Origin of the sequence: Sporosarcina psychrophila, assembly GCF_001590685.1 — a bacterium.
Lineage (GTDB): Bacteria > Bacillota > Bacilli > Bacillales_A > Planococcaceae > Sporosarcina > Sporosarcina psychrophila.
The window spans coordinates 2,952,185-2,969,074 of record NZ_CP014616.1 but is presented as its reverse complement, the minus strand read 5'-3'; the positions used below and the strand labels follow the sequence as shown (position 1 = coordinate 2,969,074).

At 38.2% G+C, this 16,890-nt stretch carries 16 protein-coding genes; 10 read left to right on the top strand and 6 right to left on the bottom strand.

Annotation, left to right across the window (positions count from 1 at the left end):
* Positions 1 to 28 precede the first annotated feature (28 nt).
* The gene (locus AZE41_RS14310) at positions 29 to 1,477 is read left to right on the top strand and encodes a DEAD/DEAH box helicase (RefSeq protein WP_067210709.1); all 1,449 of its coding nucleotides are present in this window, start codon (positions 29 to 31) and stop codon (positions 1,475 to 1,477) included.
* 87 nt (positions 1,478 to 1,564) lie between these two features.
* Entirely contained in the window at positions 1,565 to 2,071 is a 507-nt protein-coding gene (locus AZE41_RS14305) for a GNAT family N-acetyltransferase (protein ID WP_082786612.1), read from the top strand.
* A gap of 257 nt (positions 2,072 to 2,328) precedes the next feature.
* Here the strand turns inward: AZE41_RS14305 and cobT are convergent, their stop codons facing one another.
* The 3 genes from cobT to AZE41_RS14290 all read right to left on the bottom strand — a co-directional run bounded on the left by cobT (position 2,329) and on the right by AZE41_RS14290 (position 5,327).
* Positions 2,329 to 3,390 carry a nicotinate-nucleotide--dimethylbenzimidazole phosphoribosyltransferase gene (cobT, locus tag AZE41_RS14300; protein ID WP_418064625.1) on the bottom strand — a complete coding sequence of 354 codons (1,062 nt, stop codon included), beginning with the start codon at positions 3,388 to 3,390 and terminating at the stop codon, positions 2,329 to 2,331.
* 192 nt (positions 3,391 to 3,582) lie between these two features.
* A complete protein-coding gene (locus tag AZE41_RS14295) occupies positions 3,583 to 4,050 on the bottom strand; it encodes a hypothetical protein (RefSeq protein WP_067210705.1) in 468 nt (155 codons plus the stop codon).
* A gap of 614 nt (positions 4,051 to 4,664) precedes the next feature.
* Positions 4,665 to 5,327, bottom strand: a complete 663-nt coding sequence (locus AZE41_RS14290) for a ribonuclease H family protein (protein WP_067210702.1) — start codon at positions 5,325 to 5,327, stop codon at positions 4,665 to 4,667.
* 821 nt (positions 5,328 to 6,148) lie between these two features.
* Between AZE41_RS14290 and AZE41_RS23700 the strand changes: the two genes are divergently transcribed.
* The 5 genes from AZE41_RS23700 to AZE41_RS14270 all read left to right on the top strand — a co-directional run bounded on the left by AZE41_RS23700 (position 6,149) and on the right by AZE41_RS14270 (position 10,691).
* Positions 6,149 to 6,271 carry a vitamin B12 dependent-methionine synthase activation domain-containing protein gene (locus tag AZE41_RS23700; RefSeq protein ID WP_156476059.1) on the top strand — a complete coding sequence of 41 codons (123 nt, stop codon included), beginning with the start codon at positions 6,149 to 6,151 and terminating at the stop codon, positions 6,269 to 6,271.
* Between the two features lie 231 nt (positions 6,272 to 6,502).
* A complete protein-coding gene (locus AZE41_RS14285) occupies positions 6,503 to 8,110 on the top strand; it encodes a spore germination protein (RefSeq protein ID WP_067210700.1) in 1,608 nt (535 codons plus the stop codon).
* Between the two features lie 14 nt (positions 8,111 to 8,124).
* The gene (locus AZE41_RS14280) at positions 8,125 to 9,312 is read left to right on the top strand and encodes a Ger(x)C family spore germination protein (protein ID WP_067210697.1); all 1,188 of its coding nucleotides are present in this window, start codon (positions 8,125 to 8,127) and stop codon (positions 9,310 to 9,312) included.
* A 6-nt stretch (positions 9,313 to 9,318) separates the two neighbouring features.
* The gene (locus AZE41_RS14275; protein WP_067210695.1) at positions 9,319 to 9,543 is read left to right on the top strand and encodes a hypothetical protein; all 225 of its coding nucleotides are present in this window, start codon (positions 9,319 to 9,321) and stop codon (positions 9,541 to 9,543) included.
* Between the two features lie 35 nt (positions 9,544 to 9,578).
* Complete coding sequence (locus AZE41_RS14270) at positions 9,579 to 10,691, top strand: GerAB/ArcD/ProY family transporter (RefSeq protein WP_067210692.1); 1,113 nt, start codon at positions 9,579 to 9,581, stop codon at positions 10,689 to 10,691.
* 558 nt (positions 10,692 to 11,249) lie between these two features.
* Here the strand turns inward: AZE41_RS14270 and AZE41_RS14265 are convergent.
* A complete protein-coding gene (locus AZE41_RS14265) occupies positions 11,250 to 11,474 on the bottom strand; it encodes a small, acid-soluble spore protein tlp (RefSeq protein WP_067210690.1) in 225 nt (74 codons plus the stop codon).
* A 288-nt stretch (positions 11,475 to 11,762) separates the two neighbouring features.
* Positions 11,763 to 12,332, bottom strand: coding sequence for a biotin transporter BioY (locus AZE41_RS14260; RefSeq protein ID WP_067210688.1), 570 nt, complete (start codon positions 12,330 to 12,332; stop codon positions 11,763 to 11,765).
* A gap of 343 nt (positions 12,333 to 12,675) precedes the next feature.
* On the opposite strand from AZE41_RS14260, the gene AZE41_RS14255 reads away from it, so the two are divergent.
* Positions 12,676 to 13,602 carry a dipeptidase gene (locus AZE41_RS14255; protein WP_067210685.1) on the top strand — a complete coding sequence of 309 codons (927 nt, stop codon included), beginning with the start codon at positions 12,676 to 12,678 and terminating at the stop codon, positions 13,600 to 13,602.
* Here AZE41_RS14255 and AZE41_RS14250 read toward each other — a convergent pair.
* Positions 13,587 to 13,964 carry a DUF3899 domain-containing protein gene (locus AZE41_RS14250; RefSeq protein WP_067210682.1) on the bottom strand — a complete coding sequence of 126 codons (378 nt, stop codon included), beginning with the start codon at positions 13,962 to 13,964 and terminating at the stop codon, positions 13,587 to 13,589. The genes AZE41_RS14255 and AZE41_RS14250 overlap by 16 nt on opposite strands.
* 134 nt (positions 13,965 to 14,098) lie before the next feature.
* Between AZE41_RS14250 and AZE41_RS14245 the strand changes: the two genes are divergently transcribed.
* Both AZE41_RS14245 and AZE41_RS14240 read left to right on the top strand, forming a co-directional pair.
* Positions 14,099 to 15,748 carry a peptide ABC transporter substrate-binding protein gene (locus tag AZE41_RS14245; RefSeq protein WP_067210680.1) on the top strand — a complete coding sequence of 550 codons (1,650 nt, stop codon included), beginning with the start codon at positions 14,099 to 14,101 and terminating at the stop codon, positions 15,746 to 15,748.
* 209 nt (positions 15,749 to 15,957) lie between these two features.
* Positions 15,958 to 16,890: an ABC transporter permease gene (locus tag AZE41_RS14240; RefSeq protein WP_067210678.1), complete on the top strand. Its 933-nt coding sequence runs from the start codon at positions 15,958 to 15,960 to the stop codon at positions 16,888 to 16,890.

Sequence of the window (16,890 nt, the reverse complement as noted above, 5' to 3'; positions counted from 1 at the left end):
TCAAATAATAATAAATGAGGTTACTTATATGAATGAAAGAAGTTTTGAGGATTATAATTTAAGCGTTGAAATAACAAGAGCACTTGCCTTGTTGAAATTTGAAAGGCCGACGGAGGTTCAAAGTGAAGTCATACCGAGAGCATTGGAAAATCAGGATCTCATCGTGAAATCTCAAACAGGCAGTGGCAAGACGGCATCTTTTGGTATCCCTCTTTGCGAAATGATTGATTGGGAGAAGGAAAATCCACAGGCATTAATTCTTACGCCGACTCGAGAGCTTGCTGTTCAAGTTCAAGAGGATGTAACAGCTATTGGGCGTTTTAAAAGAATTAAAGCCCTAGCGGTTTACGGCAAAGAATCCTTTAATAAACAAGAGGAAGAGTTGGAACAAAAAACACATATAGTCGTCGGTACTCCTGGGCGTGTGATGGACCATATTGAGAGAGGAACGTTTTGTGTAGATGAAATAAAATACTTGATTATAGATGAAGCTGATGAAATGTTGACTATGGGTTTTGTTGCCCAAGTAGAAGCTATCATACAAAAACTTCCGCTTACTAGAGTAACGATGGTATTTTCCGCTACGTTGCCTAAAAAGGTTGAGAATCTTTGCCATACCTATATGAAAAAACCTATATCTATTCAAATCGCTTCTACGGGAGTCACGACGAGTACAATTGAACATAGCGTAATTGAAGTGAAAGAAGCAGGGAAAATGGCATTGCTGAAAAACATTACTGTTGTTGAAAACCCAGATAGCTGTATTATCTTCTGCAGAACTAAGGGGCAAGTTGACACAGTTTTTGCGGAATTGGAAAGGTCTAACTATTCTTGTGAAAAGATTCATGGTGGAATTGTACAGGAGGACCGATTTGCGGTTATGGAAGGCTTCAAAATGGGGAATTTTCGTTATCTTGTGGCGACCGATGTAGCTGCAAGGGGAATTGATGTAGCTAAAATAACACTTGTCATCAACTTTGACGTTCCCGTGGAAAAAGAGAGCTATGTTCATCGAACTGGCAGAACCGGTCGTGCTGGTAATAAAGGAAAAGCAATTACGTTTGCAACTCCAAATGACAGCAAACTCATTAAAGCAATTGAAGCATACATTGGCTTTGAGATACCTGTTTTGGAAGCGCCGACGCAGCAGAAAGTAGCTGTTGGAAAAAATGCTTTCGATGAAAAAGTCAGTGGTCGTCAGAAAACCAAAAATACTATACATGTGCAACCAAACAAGGATGTCATGAAACTCCATTTCAATGGTGGAAAAAAGAAGAAGCTTCGAGCCGTAGATTTTGTTGGCACGATTGCGAAGATTCCTGGAGTAACAGCAGATGATATCGGTATTATTACCATTCAGGATGAGTTGACTTATGTTGATATTCTGAATGACAAAGGTTCATTAGTTATGCAGGCAATGAAAGAAACGACAATCAAAGGAAAGAAATTAAAAGTTAGCAAGGCTAAAAGCATTTGAAGCTGCAATCCGCAAATTTAAGTCGGCGAATGAATTGTTTGTTTTTGAGTCTTTAACAGGTAACTTATAAAAACAGGGAATGGGGAAATGGCTATGCGATTAGTGAGACCATCCATTGAATGGAAAAACGAGCATGAAAATTACATGAAAGAGTGGGATGAATCCCGGATAACGCCCAGCAGTTTTAATGTAGTTGGTCACGAGGACTATGAAACATATTTAGAAGCACTGCAAATCCGAGAAAGCGGAGACGGAAAATGGGTGCCTAGTACGAATTATTTTTTGGTGGGTTATAATGACCGGATATTAGCGATGGTCGACATCAGGCACGATCTGACAGATTACTTACATAATGTCGGCGGGCATATCGGGTATGGTGTGAGACCTGCGGAAAGAAGGAAAGGCTATGCGACATGGATTCTTGCAGAGGCATTGAAGAAATGCGGTGAACTCGGAATCGATCGGGTACTGGTAACTTGTAATGAAGACAATATTGGATCAGCAAAAACGATAGAGAAGAATGGCGGCATTGAAGACAAGAGCTTTATTGAAGAAGATGGAACGGTGGTTAGACGTTTTTGGATAGAAAGTTAATTGCATGGATGCTGTCATATTTTTCAAATGAACTTGAAAGTATAAACGATCATGATTGATCAGTGCATATATATGCATCCGAAAATTACAGGAGATGGTCTTCTTCAGTTCTTGGCTTGTTGGGAATAACTGTGGGAATGTCTAGATATATTTAATGAAAACGCCAAGTTCGGAGTGAACTTGGCGTTTTTGCTATTTTTTTGACCACCATTCACTTATGCGTCAGGTTTTAAAATTGTTCTATGAATATTGCGTTGTTATGAATTCATTATCACTTCTGTCTCGTCTTTGCCCGATACACCGGAATTTTCGAATGTAGCCATCTCATTGATCATATTGACTGCGGATTGTAGAATCGGGAAAGCGACGGCTGCACCGGTCCCTTCGCCGAGACGCATATTTAGTTGGAGTAACGGCTCTTTTTGCAAATGTTTGACTGCCGTTGTATGTCCAGGTTCTACTGATTGATGCGATAAAATCATATAATCTACTACAGTAGGAGCCATCAATTTAGCTAGACAAGCGGAAACCGTACAGATAAAACCATCGACAAGAATAGGTACCCGCTTTTCTGCAGCGGCGAGCATTGCACCAGCCATTGCCGCCATTTCAAGTCCGCCCACTTTCGACAGGATATCAATGGCATCCGTCGGTTTCGGCTGATGTAAGCTGATTGCATCACGAACAACCGCAACTTTCCGATTATGCTGTTCAGTGGAAATACCAGTCCCAAATCCGACAATTGCAGCGGGGTCTGCACCAGTAATCGATGCTAGAACAGCGCTACTTGCTGTCGTGTTGCCGATACCGACTTCACCGATAATCAGACATTTGATCCCACTTTCTATAATCTGAATCCCTTCTTCATAACCGATGAGTACCGCTTTTTCTGCTTCTTCTCGTGTCATTGCTAATTCGGTGAGGAAGCTTCCAGTGCCCTGACGAATTTTCTTATGAACAACTTGCACCTCTGTTACATCTCCCGCTACACCTACGTCGACGACTTTGAATTTTGCACCGATTTGTCTAACAAATACATTGATAGCGGCTCCGCCATTTACAATATTTGCTACCATTTGGAGCGTCACTTCCTGTGGATAAGCGGATACACCTTCTTTTACAACGCCATGATCGGCAGCAAATACGATGATGCCTGGTGGTGTAATCTCTAGAGTCAAATTACCTGTCATTTCTGCCAGACTAATTGCGATTTCTTCCAACCTGCCCAAACTACCTAAAGGTTTTGTTAATGTTGCTATGTAAGAAGTTGCTTTTTCTCCCGCTGCTTTATTCAACAAAGGTATGTCTACATTCATCATTGTTTGTCCCAACTCTCTTTTCGATTTTAGTAAGGGGGCTATAGGACCGTGTGAAAACAGTCTTGTAAACCATTATACTAGTTTGAAGTATGCTGTGTAAGAAACACTTGTGAATGTTTAGATGTACAGGTAATAGAAAAATAACCCAAAAGCATGAGGTGCTTCTGGGTTATTTATTGGGGGAATTTGAAATTAAATGAAAGATACATCTAACTTCATAAGGTCTTTTTGGTTGAAGGTTAAACCAGGAAGAGTGAAAGTCCCTGCATTTATTGCAAAAGTATTCGCAATAACATTCGGACTTCCAGGATGAAAGATTCTAACTTCATAGTGGAATGGTTCAACGAATTGACTTAAGTTGATGTGTTGATTCGGTAAAAGAGTCACTAATTGATTGAGTAGGACTTCTGGACCACCACTATTCCAATTGATAACTTGTACCCTTACTTGAAAGGTTCTAGTTGGATCAAGGTTAGCTACTTCAATATGAGCTGCAGTTTGGCCAACAACCGTATTCAATACACCTGTTGATAATACCATAGGTTTTAACCTATGATCATCTTTATGTTTATCTTCACATTTGCATTTATCTTTTCGCTTGTCTTCACATCCGTATTCATGGTAATACTTACATTTGTCTTCGTTTCTATAATCACGCATTTTATCACCTCCTTTTATATAAGCTATTACTAATATATTAAAATTGTTGGAAAGTGTTACAAGTTGTCCCGATTTCCAGAAATTTATTTTCCGGGAATAATGACTTTCATCAAAATTGGAGCACTCATTAACAATAGAAGCAGGCCATGGGGAGGTTGTTTTTGCTCGTAATTCAATCCGGAATATACATATATGGCTCTCACGATATTAAAAATGTATTATACCTTTTGCTTAACTTACAAATTCTCTGACAAGAAGAACCTCATTCAATTCAATGATTGGATATAGCTGAAAGGGTATTTGTAGTGAGTTAATCTGGAATACCCATTTAATAAACTTGGGATAATAGTTAGGGCATTGAAACTTTTCTTATGTCTGTTTCCTATAATAAGTAGATTCAAAAGATTTGATAGTGGGAAGGGTAATTCGGGGGGATTTACATATCTGATTGAGAGGTAACTGTGAAGAAATTGAGTAAAGGCAAGTAAGAAATACTTAATGAAATTTCACCTGGAATTACCGACTACAATTTCTGGTATATATAAGAAAAAGTCATGAAAGTTTAACTTTCATGACTTTTTGTAGATAGCCTTTAGTTGAACTTTATAGACTTACTAATCCACTGTAACTTCGCTCGTGGCAGTAATCGAAACTCCATTCAGCGCTTGTGTTGCCAGCCGATCCGCTTCTGAATTTAACTTCCGCTGTACCAGTTTGTATGCTGGCTGGATACCGAGGTCTTTCAGCTTTTCTTCTATCCGGTCTGCCCAGCTAGACAAATTATTTTCGAGAGCCGGCCATTCTCCAGTCAGCTGGTTGATGACCACCTGTGAATCCCCGATGAAGCGGACCGGTAGATGATGGACATTCAAATGCTCGAGCTCCTGTAGGCCAAGGTAGAGTGCTGCATATTCTGCCTCGTTATTCGATGAGAGTTCGGCAGAAGGTGCATTTTGCCGTAACCTATACGATTTCCCGCTTTGTTCATAATAGATGACGCAGCCTAATCCTGATTTACGTGTTGTAAGATCGAAGCCGCCGTCGAAATAAACCGTGATGTTATGTGGTTCGGTTTCAATTCCTTTCAAATAACCTTTCATCTCTTTGACCGTCCACGTGCTGTCGAACTGGTCAATGAATAGTACATTTTTGGTACGTCCGGTCCGTGCCAAGTCTTCCGCAACTAGTATGGCTTGTGCTGCCGGCATCTCCTCGGAGCGGAAGACGGTTTCTGCTCCTTTTGGAGATTTGTAAATCCATTCGATTAGTATATTCATCGCTAATCCTCCTGTATCAGTAAGTCTATGTATTCATCTTCTATCTCTCTCAAAAATGCAGATACAATATGAGTATACCCAATTCAGGCTATATTTATGAAACGACCCAATTTATTAGGTACCTAAGCGGGACACTACAATTGCATGAGCATAGCAAGAAAACCAGGCAGCTCAATGTCTGGTTTTTTTAATGTGTATTGAGATATGTGAATTACTTATTTTGCTCCTCTCACGCGGAATCTCTTAAGGTGATTTTTACCGATAACCATTTCTTGATTTTCTTCGTATTCAAATGGCCAACAAAATCTCGGCAAATAGACTACTAATCGCAAATATAGTAGTGGCAAAGAAGGCGAAATTAATCCCATGTAGTATTTCATCTACAGAAATAATACTGAGGTGTTTCGATTGCTCACGCAATAGTATGGAGCGTATTTTGCATGCTGTACAATATACGTGTAATTTACTTGGCAATGAATTTAATCTAGCAATCGAGAGGTTATTGAAAATATTCATCGAGGTTATTTAGTACTGGGTTCCGATTTCATTTAATCGATCACGTTCGATGGAAAGCCAGTTGTGTTGAATGACTATCATCTTGGAGACAAAGTACATGACATTAATTTCTGAAAGAATAATTTGTGGGGAAATATACAGAAGAATTCTTTACACCAGTGGCCAAGTTTTGTGCTGGAGCAATTGCGCCTGCGACGAAAAAGCTGCTTGTCACATGTGAAAATAGGTTTGATTAAGTAAGACATGACTTTTAGATACAAGCGAAAGTGACTTGATTTTACTAGAAACTAGCCTAGTTATTTAATTTGAAAAGACCTGAAGATATTGGCATGCAGTTAACAGAAGGATTGCTGATGGAATCCAAAGTATGCGTATCTGCGATGGTATTCGCTCATCCAGATGCGAGGTGTTTTTTGCAGCGAAACTGAAATGTCTATTGTCTAATAAAGTAAGTATTGATGGATAAGCAGGGGTTTAAAATCACAACGGAGTTAGTTTAAGCTTACAAGAATACCTATGGACTACGACATAACAAACGTATGAAAAAAAGAGAAATAGCTCATGCTGAATACTATAAAAGGGACTTGACCCACCGAATAATGTAATTTTTATTAGCAGAATATAATCGTATTCATAATAGAAAGTGAGGGACAGAGAGTATGCGGTTTTTTAAAAAGAAAAAAACAAACGAATCAAATAAAGCTGTTCCCTCACAAAGTCAAATGGTGGATCCAAATAAAAAAGATGGTCTGAAAGTTAGTCTTCAGGAAAATATACAAATCTTAAAAGATACACTTGGGAAAAGTACGGATATTGTCTTTCGAGAAATTCGAATTGGAAAAGAAGGAAGCATTAAAGCGGGCATTATATACACTGATGGGTTAACAAATACAACTTCGTTACAAGAATTCATTTTAGAAACACTTATGTTGGATACTAAAGATATTGAATTACAGGTAAAGTTGTCAACTGGGCAAAGTATTATTAGCATTTTAAAAGATTTTTCCATGACAGTAGGAGAGATAAAAGATTTCACTACTTTTGAAGTACTTTATAATGGTCTTTTGTCGGGCGATACAATAATACTGATCGATGGCTATTCACAAGGATTAGTCATTTCAAATAAGCACTGGATTGAGCGTGGGGTAACGGAACCAGTTGCTCAAACGGTAGTGAGAGGACCCCGTGAAGGATTCTCCGAAAACTTACGCGTAAATACGGCATTAGTTCGACGGAAACTTAAAGATCCTAATCTTTGGGTGGAGTCTAAGGTAATTGGAACACGGACGAAAACGGATATTGCGTTGATGTACATCAACGGTGTTGCAGATGAAAAAATAGTGAAAGAAGTCCATTTGCGTTTGGATAATATCGAAATTGATGGAATTCTAGAAAGTGGATATATCGAAGAATTAATTGAGGATTCACCTCATTCACCTTTTCCCACTATTTTCAATACAGAACGCCCAGATGTAGTAGCTGCAGCACTACTGGAAGGAAGAATAGCCATTTTGGTAGATGGAACGCCATTTGTACTTATCGTTCCTGCGTTGTTCATTCAATTTTTCCAGTCTTCTGAGGACTATTATCAACGTGCGGATATTTCGAGTTTTATTCGACTCCTTCGTTTTGGCTCTTTTGGTATTTCTTTGCTGGCGCCGGCGTTTTTTATTGCAATCACAACTTTTCATCAGACGATGCTGCCACCAGCACTGCTAATTAGTCTGACTGCCCAACGAGAAGGTGTTCCATTTCCTGCATTCTTTGAAGCATTGCTAATGGAATTGACCTTTGAAATATTACGTGAAGCAGGCGTAAGAATGCCTCGATCGATTGGATCTGCCATGTCTATTGTAGGTGCATTCGTCATAGGGACGGCAGCTGTCGAAGCAGGTGTGATTTCTGCGGCGATGGTAATTATTGTTTCAATAACTGCTATCGCGAGCTTTGTTTCTCCAACCTATGATATAGCGATTGCTGTAAGATTACTGCGTTTTGGTTTTATGGGAATAGCTGCCTCGTTCGGTTTATTTGGAATTATGGTGGGTTTAATTGCCCTCGTACTCCATTTATGTAGTATTCGTTCTTTTGGCATTCCCTACATGTCTCCATTGGGTCCATTTAATATTTCCGATCAAAAGGATACATTTATTCGATTGCCTAGATGGGCAATGATTACTCGACCTCGTCTTATCAATCAACAAAATATAGTTAGGCAACAAGATTCAGCTTCTGCAAAACCAAAGCCACCAAAAAATGAGGAGTAAAAGGAGCCTAAACGATGAAAAAATATACTTTTGTGCTCCTAATTCTGAGTCTTGTTTTAACGGGATGTTGGGACAGGAGGGAATTAAATGAGATTGCGATCACTTTAGCGCTAGGAATTGACAAAGTGGATGAAGAATTTCAATTAACTGCTCAAGTAGTTGTACCGTCGGAAGTATCCATGAAACAAAGTTCTGGTCGTTCAACAGTAACCTTATTCCAAGCTACCGGTGAAACAATATTTGAAGCCTTTCGAAAAATGACAATCGACTCACCCAGAAAGATATATCCCGGTCATCTTCGAATGCTTGTGATTGGCGAGGAATTAGCTAAAGCAGGTGTAGGTGAGTCATTGGATTTACTATCAAGAGATTGGGAACTAAGGTCAGATTTCTATGTTGTTGTTGCAAAGGATAAGACTGCTGCAGAAATACTGAATGTTACAACACCGATTGAAAGCATACCTGCAAATAAAATGTTTAATACGCTTAAAACGTCTGAGGAAAACTGGGCTGTGACGAAAGGGGTTACATTAGATGAGCTGTTAGGCGATTTTATAACAGATGGAAAGGATGCAGTTTTAACGGGTATTCAGGTGTTTGGAAATCAGGAAGTAGGTTCAAGCAAGCAGAATGTGGAGTCAATTACGCCTGCTGCCCAAATTCAATATGATTATTTGGCGGTATTTAGGCAAGATAAACTAGTGGGATGGTTAAATGAAAGTGAAAGTAAGGGATATAACTATATTATCGACTCCGTTAAATCGACAGTAGCATCAATTTCATGTCCCGAGGAAGGGAAAGTTTCGATAGAGGTAATTAATTCTAAATCTGAATTGAAAGGAAAGATTAACAAAGGGGAGCCTGAAGTAAATGTAACTATCGAAGTAGAGGGGAATGTGGGAGAAGTGGAATGTCACATCGATATGAAAGACACAAAAACAATAGATGCGTTAGAAAAAAGTTATGAAAAAGAATTGAAGGAAATCGTTCATCAAACAATTGAAACGCTACAAAAACAATATAATTCAGATATTTTTGGATTTGGACAAGCTATTCATCGATCCAATCCGAAAACATGGAAAAAAATTAAAAATCAGTGGGATGAAGAGTTTACGGAATTAACAGTGAACGTTGAGGTTGATATGAAAATACGTGATACGGGTACAGTAAGCAATTCATTCTTACAAAAGTTAGAGGAATAAAGAATCATGCTGAAAATTATTGGACTCCTGTTGATAGTAGCGGCAATCGTACGGTTTGAAGTTCCATCCCTATTACGAAAGAAAAATAAAAAAGAATTGGTTGTCTTTTTACTCTTTCTTTCTATTGGTACAGGCTTAGGGATTGCTCAAGTATTAGGAAAACCCATTCCAAATCCAATGGACTTACTAACTTTCATTCTAAGACCAATAAATGAAACGCTCTTCCGTTAGTTGAATTAGAGAGGTAAGGAGGGTGAAGAGTTGAAATGATGCATAATATTAAAATAAATTCAAATCAATTTCTAGTGTTAGTTATCTTTTTTACGATTGGGACGAGCATCTTAGAAGTTCCGTCAGTTTTAGCAGCAAAAACGAACCAAGATGCCTGGATTACAGCTATAATTGGTACGGGAATCGGGTTATTGGTGGTATGGCTTTTCACCGCGATAGCACTTTGGTTTCCTCACCTCACCTATGTTCAAATGAATGAAAAAGTATTTGGAAAATTGATTGGTAATGCCGTTTCAGTTTTATTTGCAATGATGTCACTTCTTTATGCTTCAACTCTTTTATTTCAATCAGGTAATTTTTTTAATACCCATATCATGCCGAATACGCCCTTGTCAGCGCTTAATATTCTGATGGCTGGAGTTGTGGTAATGGGCGTTTACCTTGGGTTAGAGACCATCGCACGTTCTGCAGAAATCTTTGGTGCCTTTTTCATCATCATCTTTATTATATTTACCGTTTTAATTGCACCCGATATCCAGGTTGACCACCTAAAGCCTGTGTTTGAGGCAGAACCGAAAACGATGATCAAATCCTCCATCTTTTATGTCCTTATGTCTTCTGGAAATGCAATTGTTTTATTAATGATTTTCCCCGCATTTGTAAATGATGTTAAACATGCAAAAAAATCCTTTCTACTTGGAAATTTAATTGGTGGACTTATTATTATTCTCATTACATTTTTGAGTATTTCTGTGTTAGGAGCAGGAAAAACGGCGAACGAAATTTATCCAAGCTATGAATTGGCCAAAAGAATTAGTGTTGGAAATTTCATAGAAAGAATTGAAGTATTAATGGCTTTACTATGGATTCTTTCTCTCTATTTTAAAATGATTCTTTATTTTTACGCTACTGTTTTAGCGATTGCACAAATTTTAAATTTGAAAGATTATCGCCCTTTAATAATGCCAATAGGGATAATTACCGTGGTTCTTTCCCTTGTTATATATCCTAATATTATCTATAAACAGAATTGGGATAATACGACGGGAAATTCTCTTACATTAGTAGTTGGAATTATATTTCCCTTATTGTTAGTTATCGTTTACGGAATACGAAGGAAGGGTTTGAAGAAAGAAGTTACAAAATAACAAGATACGTAACGAATAAATTTGTAGCGTAAGTATTTTACTAGGGGGAAGATGATCAACTCTGGTTAGGCGGGTACGTTTATTTGATATTTAGATATTTGTATACTAAATTGATTTTGTACTGGTTTTTGTTTCACTATTTTTAAAAAATCTGGGCACCAGACCTTATGATAGAACGATCACGACGATATCTAATGGTAAAAATTCTACCATTCAAGATCGGACTATTATATAACTGAATCCGTTGTTAAATCGACAGAACTTGATGAGAAACGGTTAATTGAAACGTTGTAATAATTGAAGGATACTTATTTATATATATTTAGATACATAAATTGCTCGATTGTCTGTCTGGCAATTATTATTAATCAGTATAGGAATAGTCCTAGGCTTTATCTGTGGAAAAATATTCAATATAAAAATAACCCACCATGGTCCGCATTGTAAGAGGCATGGTGGGTTCTATTGTCGATACTAAACATATAGCTAAGAAATTGTGCGAAGCATACATACGTAGTAGAAATGCACAACTAGGCACAATATCGCCTAAATCTATACTTACATTCTTTTTTTATACCCGTTAATTCGTGATTCTTCTTCTGCACTTATTTCAGTTTGTAATCCTTCAATGCTTTCTTTACGTCGCTCGTTTTTCTCCTTGATTGCAGCAAGTTCTTTCCCCTCGGCGAATTCCATCGCTGCTTCGGCTGCTTCCATATTACTGATGGTTTTCTTTAGCCTATTTACATTGTCATCTGAATCATTCGGTTTGATGTTAGTCATTATACTTCCTCCTTCAACTTTTTTAAAAACCTTCAAGAGATAGCGTTCCCAAATTCACAATAATTATTTGTCGATTACAGTTCTCGGGAAGAAGACGATTACTACAATGATATTTTCCGTATGGCAAAGAATCCTCATATCTGGCGTTTAGAATATGTATGAAATAGTGGAATGGGACGTTAATCTACTAGAGTTTTATTGGGGTAGAAAGTAGGTTGGATAGCAGATGAAAAGTGTGAAATACCAAATTCCAAAACAATTACTAGCCGTTTTGGAATCCGGTATGATTTATTTTACTTCAGCGTTCCATGCATATATTAGATTTGTTGATTTCAACCTATTTCTAACAGTAATGCCAGCCCATGCTGCCAGTGTCGCTTTAATGAAGCCAACAAGAAGAAACGGTGCAAATCCACCTGAAAATGCTGCGGTCCAAGAAAGATTTGCAATGACTTTTAACCAAACCGTTCCAAAAGTTAATGCAATAAACATTCCGATTACGTTTGCGATGATTGCGTTTTTAACTGTAAAACTCGTTTTTTCAAGAAAAAAGCCAATGATAAGTGCAGTTGGGATGAACCCGATCAAATACCCACCAGTTGGCCCGACTAGAATCCCTAAACCCCCAGACATCTGTGCGAATACCGGTATCCCTATTGCGCCCATGCATAAATAAATGAGTACTGACAATGTACCATATCGTGCGCCCAATATTGTCGCAGCAAGTCCGATGGCAAGCGTTTGTCCAGTAATTGGTACAAGTGGTAATGGAACTGTAACTTGCGCTAATACACCAATAATTGCTGCGAATAGTGCTGAAATAATCATCATTCGTAGTTTGTAACTTGACTCAGTCATAGTGTGCAAATCCCCTTTTGTGTTAACTGAAATATAATAATAGTTGACTCATTAATTGTATAGTAACCCAACTGCTTTCGTCAACACGATTATTTTAAAATGAAATGTATTGTTTAGGTATTGACTAAACATACAGTACCTTTGTAAGGGATTAGTGTGAGTTGTGAAACCTTCATGACTGTTTATCGAATAGATACTCGAAATTCATCACTTGGACTATACAGGTGATGGATTTATTTTTGCGAATATGAAGTTGAAATCCAACTAGTTGTTTGCTACTATTTTTATTAACAGATAGTTCTAATTGTTGATTCTATTTGTGTATCTGAAAGGGGCAAATAAATTGAAAATTATCGACTTGCATTGTGATGTATTGCTTAGATTGTATGAATCAAAAGGGGAAATGAAGTTTCAAGATTCTTTGGAACTCGATACGAGTTATGAAAAACTAATAAAGGGTGGAGTAAAAGTACAAGCATTTGCTATATTCGTGTATCCGGAAATGAAGTCAGATCAGAAATTTCAAGCTGCTTTAGATCAAATCCATTATTTCTATACAGATGTGCTTGGGAACAATCCGAATATGAAACTGATCAAGGAGTGGAGCGATTTCGATCAGTTAAAAGACGGAGAAATTGGAGCGATGTTGACGCTTGAAGGTGTGGATGCAATCGGAAACGATCTACAAAAGCTAACTATTCTTCATCAATTGGGAGTCCATTCGATTGGTCTTACTTGGAATAATGCCAACTTGGCAGCAGACGGAGCGGGAGAACCACGTGGAGCGGGACTGACGTCGTTTGGCAAAGAGATTGTTCATTTCAATAATGAACATAAAATTTTGACCGATGTCTCCCATTTGTGTGAAAAGGCTTTTTGGGATGTCATGGAAGAAGCAAACTATCCAATTGCGAGCCATTCGAATGCCAGAGCATTATGCAATCATGTTCGTAATCTGACAGATGATCAGGCAAGAACACTGTTTGAAAAAAATGGGCTCGTCCATGTTGTCTACAATCCGCCGTTTGTGAAGGAACAAGGGGAAGTTGTGATAACAGACCTAATCGAACATATTGACCATTTCTGTTCTTTAGGCGGAGAGAAACAAATTGGGTTAGGCTCAGACTTCGATGGTATCTCGTCGAAGATTGTTAATTTGGAAGATGCATCTATGCATCCGAATTTACTAAATGAGTTGCTAAAAAAATACAGTGAAGAGACGGTCAAAGGTTTTGCCTACCAAAACTTTATGGATCATCGTCCTAATTGAACGGTAATAAGAGAGCCAATCAAGCTGAGTGAGAAGTAGAAAGCGCCGAGGGGTAAAATATAGGCTAGTAAGGGAAACTGTTTTAAATAACTCGGGTTTTCTCCGTTTTTACCTTCTACGTCCTGTATAACTTGCTCGCGTTTGCTAAGGGTTGAATAGAAACGTCTCGAGTTGTTGATAAATCTAGTGAAAAAACCATCTTGGATGATGAGTAATACACTGCCGATTAGTAACATGATGATGCCGATATAGAAAAATAAATCAAGTAAAATAATGATATACTTTGGGGCCATAAATACAGTAGAGAATAAAATAACGAAAGATGTGATGCAAAAAGAAAGAAGTAAGCTTTTCTTTTTCATAGAGGTTAACAACTCCTACCTTATTTATAGATTAATAGGGATATATCTATTAATTAAAAATATTATTGCTATTGTGATTGTAAGCACTTACAATTATATATAGTTACTAGAATAGTACAAGGGGGGAATGGGAAATGAAGAAAAAAACATGGTTAGGCTTAATTTTCTTGGCCATTTTTTCTTTGATTGTTTCGGGTTGTAATTTCAGCTCATCAACTGAAGAGAAAGACGACAAGAAAGAGGATGAAAAAGAAGCAGACGGCAAGGTTGCACAAGTACTTAATTTGAGTGCAACGGCTGATATTCCAACATTGGATTCAACAAAAGCGCATGACGCTATTGCATTTGACGTTTTGAATAACGTGAATGAGGGGCTGTATCGTCAGGATCAAAGTAACCAATCTGTTCCCGCGCTCGCAGAGAAGCATGAGAAAAGTGAAGATGGCATCGTTCATACATTTACAATTAGAGACGCGAAGTGGAGCAACGGCGAACCTGTAACAGCTGCCGATTTTGAATACGCGTGGAAACGTGTTATGAAAGAAGCTGGTGCATATAATTACATGCTTGTTACTGCAGGCATCAAGAATTCCGAAGCTATCATGAACGAAGAAATGGATGCTGCAGAACTTGGTATTAAGGCAACAGGAGAAAAAACGCTTGAAGTGACACTTGAAAGTGCAAATCCATTATTTGAAACATTACTGGCATTCCCGACATTCTTACCGCAAAATCAAAAGTTTGTAGAAGAGCTTGGAGATCAGTATGCACTCGAAGCTGACAACATTTTAGCAAATGGTCCATTCAAACTTGATAACTGGTCACAAGAACAAAGCTGGAAACTTGTTAAAAATGAAGATTATTGGGATGCAGGAACAGTGAAAATTGAAGAGGTAAATGTATTTGTCGTTAAAGACCCGTCTGCCGGGGCGAATTTATATGAGACAGAGAAAATTGACCGCGTCAAATTAACTTCTGCACTTATCGACCAATATGTTGAGGATAAAAACTTTAAAGTTGAAAAAGACTCAGGTATTGTCTTCTTACGCTTTAATCACAACCATCCAGTGCTTAAGAATTCAGAAATTCGCCGTGCGATTGGAATGGCAGTTGACCGTCAAGGTTTGACAGATGTTATTTTGAAAGACGGTTCTTCACCAATTTACGGAGTAGTTGGAGAAGGATTTTACTTCTCGCCTGAGAATAAGGATTACCGAGAGTTAAATGGAGACTTCAATAAAGGGACTCCTGAAGAAGCAAAAGCAATATGGGAAAAAGCTTTAGCTGAAGTTGGACAAACAGAATTGACAGTGTCACTCAATATTGCTGACTCGGATGAAATGAAAAAAGTAGCTGAGTACTTACAAGCGCAGCTTGAAGACAATCTTCCTGGATTTAAGCTTGATATTAAAGCTGTACCATTCGCTCAGCGTCTTGAAATTGAAAAAGCAGTCGACTATGAACTTTCTCTTTCTACATGGGGACCAGATTATAGTGACCCGATGACCTATTTAGATATGTGGGTAAAAGGCAGTTCTTCAAACCGTATGGATTATAGCAATCCAAAATTAGATGCATTAGTTCATGATGCACGCGGTGAGACGGATTTAAGCAAGCGTTACGAGATGTTGCTTGGTATTGAAAAGGTTTTGTTGGAAGAAGATGCAGCAGTTGCGCCTCTTTATCAACGAGGGTCTGCAATTCTTGTACGTGATAAAATCAAAGATTTAGCTAAACATCCAACGGGTGCTGAATTCACTTACAAATGGGCTCACATCGAATAAACATATGATTTAAGCAACAGATAAGCGAAGGTGTATCCAACTGGAGCATCTTCGTTTTCTGATTGATAAATAACTTGAGAAAAGAATATCTATTTAATCTGAGCGAAGGCGCCTTACAAGGGTTAGCCGAAGCGAATTCAATGGGATATTTTATATCAACATTTATAGAAGGAAAATCAAGAGCTTTTTAAGGAATTGGGGTGTCCGATTTGAAGCGCTACATAGTAAAAAGATTCGGGTTTATGATTATTACATTGTTTATCATTATCACAGCAACGTTCTTTCTTATGCAATTCCTTCCGGGAACGCCGTTTACAAACCCGGAAAAGTTATCTGATAAGCAACTCGTTATTTTAAATGCCAAATATGGATTAGATCAACCGGCAGCAATCCAATACATTCGCTATTTAGGGAATTTAGTACAAGGCGATCTTGGCTATTCATTCCAATATGAAGGTCGAACTGTAAAAAGTATGATCGTTAATCGTATTGGCCCTTCTGCGCTCATTGGTTTACAAGCACTTGTATTTGGGACGATTGTAGGGCTAGTACTCGGTATTATTTCTGCATTACGACATAATACACTTCTTGACTATGGTGCTGTGACACTTGCAGTACTCGGGATGTCTATCCCATCGTTCGTTTTTGCAGCATTGCTACAATACTTCATTGGGGTGAAGTATGAATTATTACCTGTTGCTTTATGGGAAAGTTATGCGAGTACCATTTTACCGTCGTTCGCACTTTCAGTAACAGTTATCGCAACGGTCGCACGTTTCATACGAAGTGAAATGCTCGAAGTATTAGGACAGGATTATGTGACGACAGCAAGAGCAAAAGGCTTGCACGAATCCACGGTTATGGCGAAACATGTCATTCGAAATGCGCTAATCCCTGTTGTTACGATGCTCGGTCCGTTAGCAGTTTCGATCATGACAGGAACATTAGTTATTGAAAAGATATTTTCAGTACCTGGCCTCGGGGAACAGTTCACATTGTCAATTATGGTCCTCGATTATAGCGTAATTATGGGAATTACCTTATTTTATAGTGCGTTGTTCATATTCGTTGTCTTTATTGTTGATATTTTATATGGTCTTCTGGATCCTCGGATTGATTATAAACAGGGGGGACAGGCATGA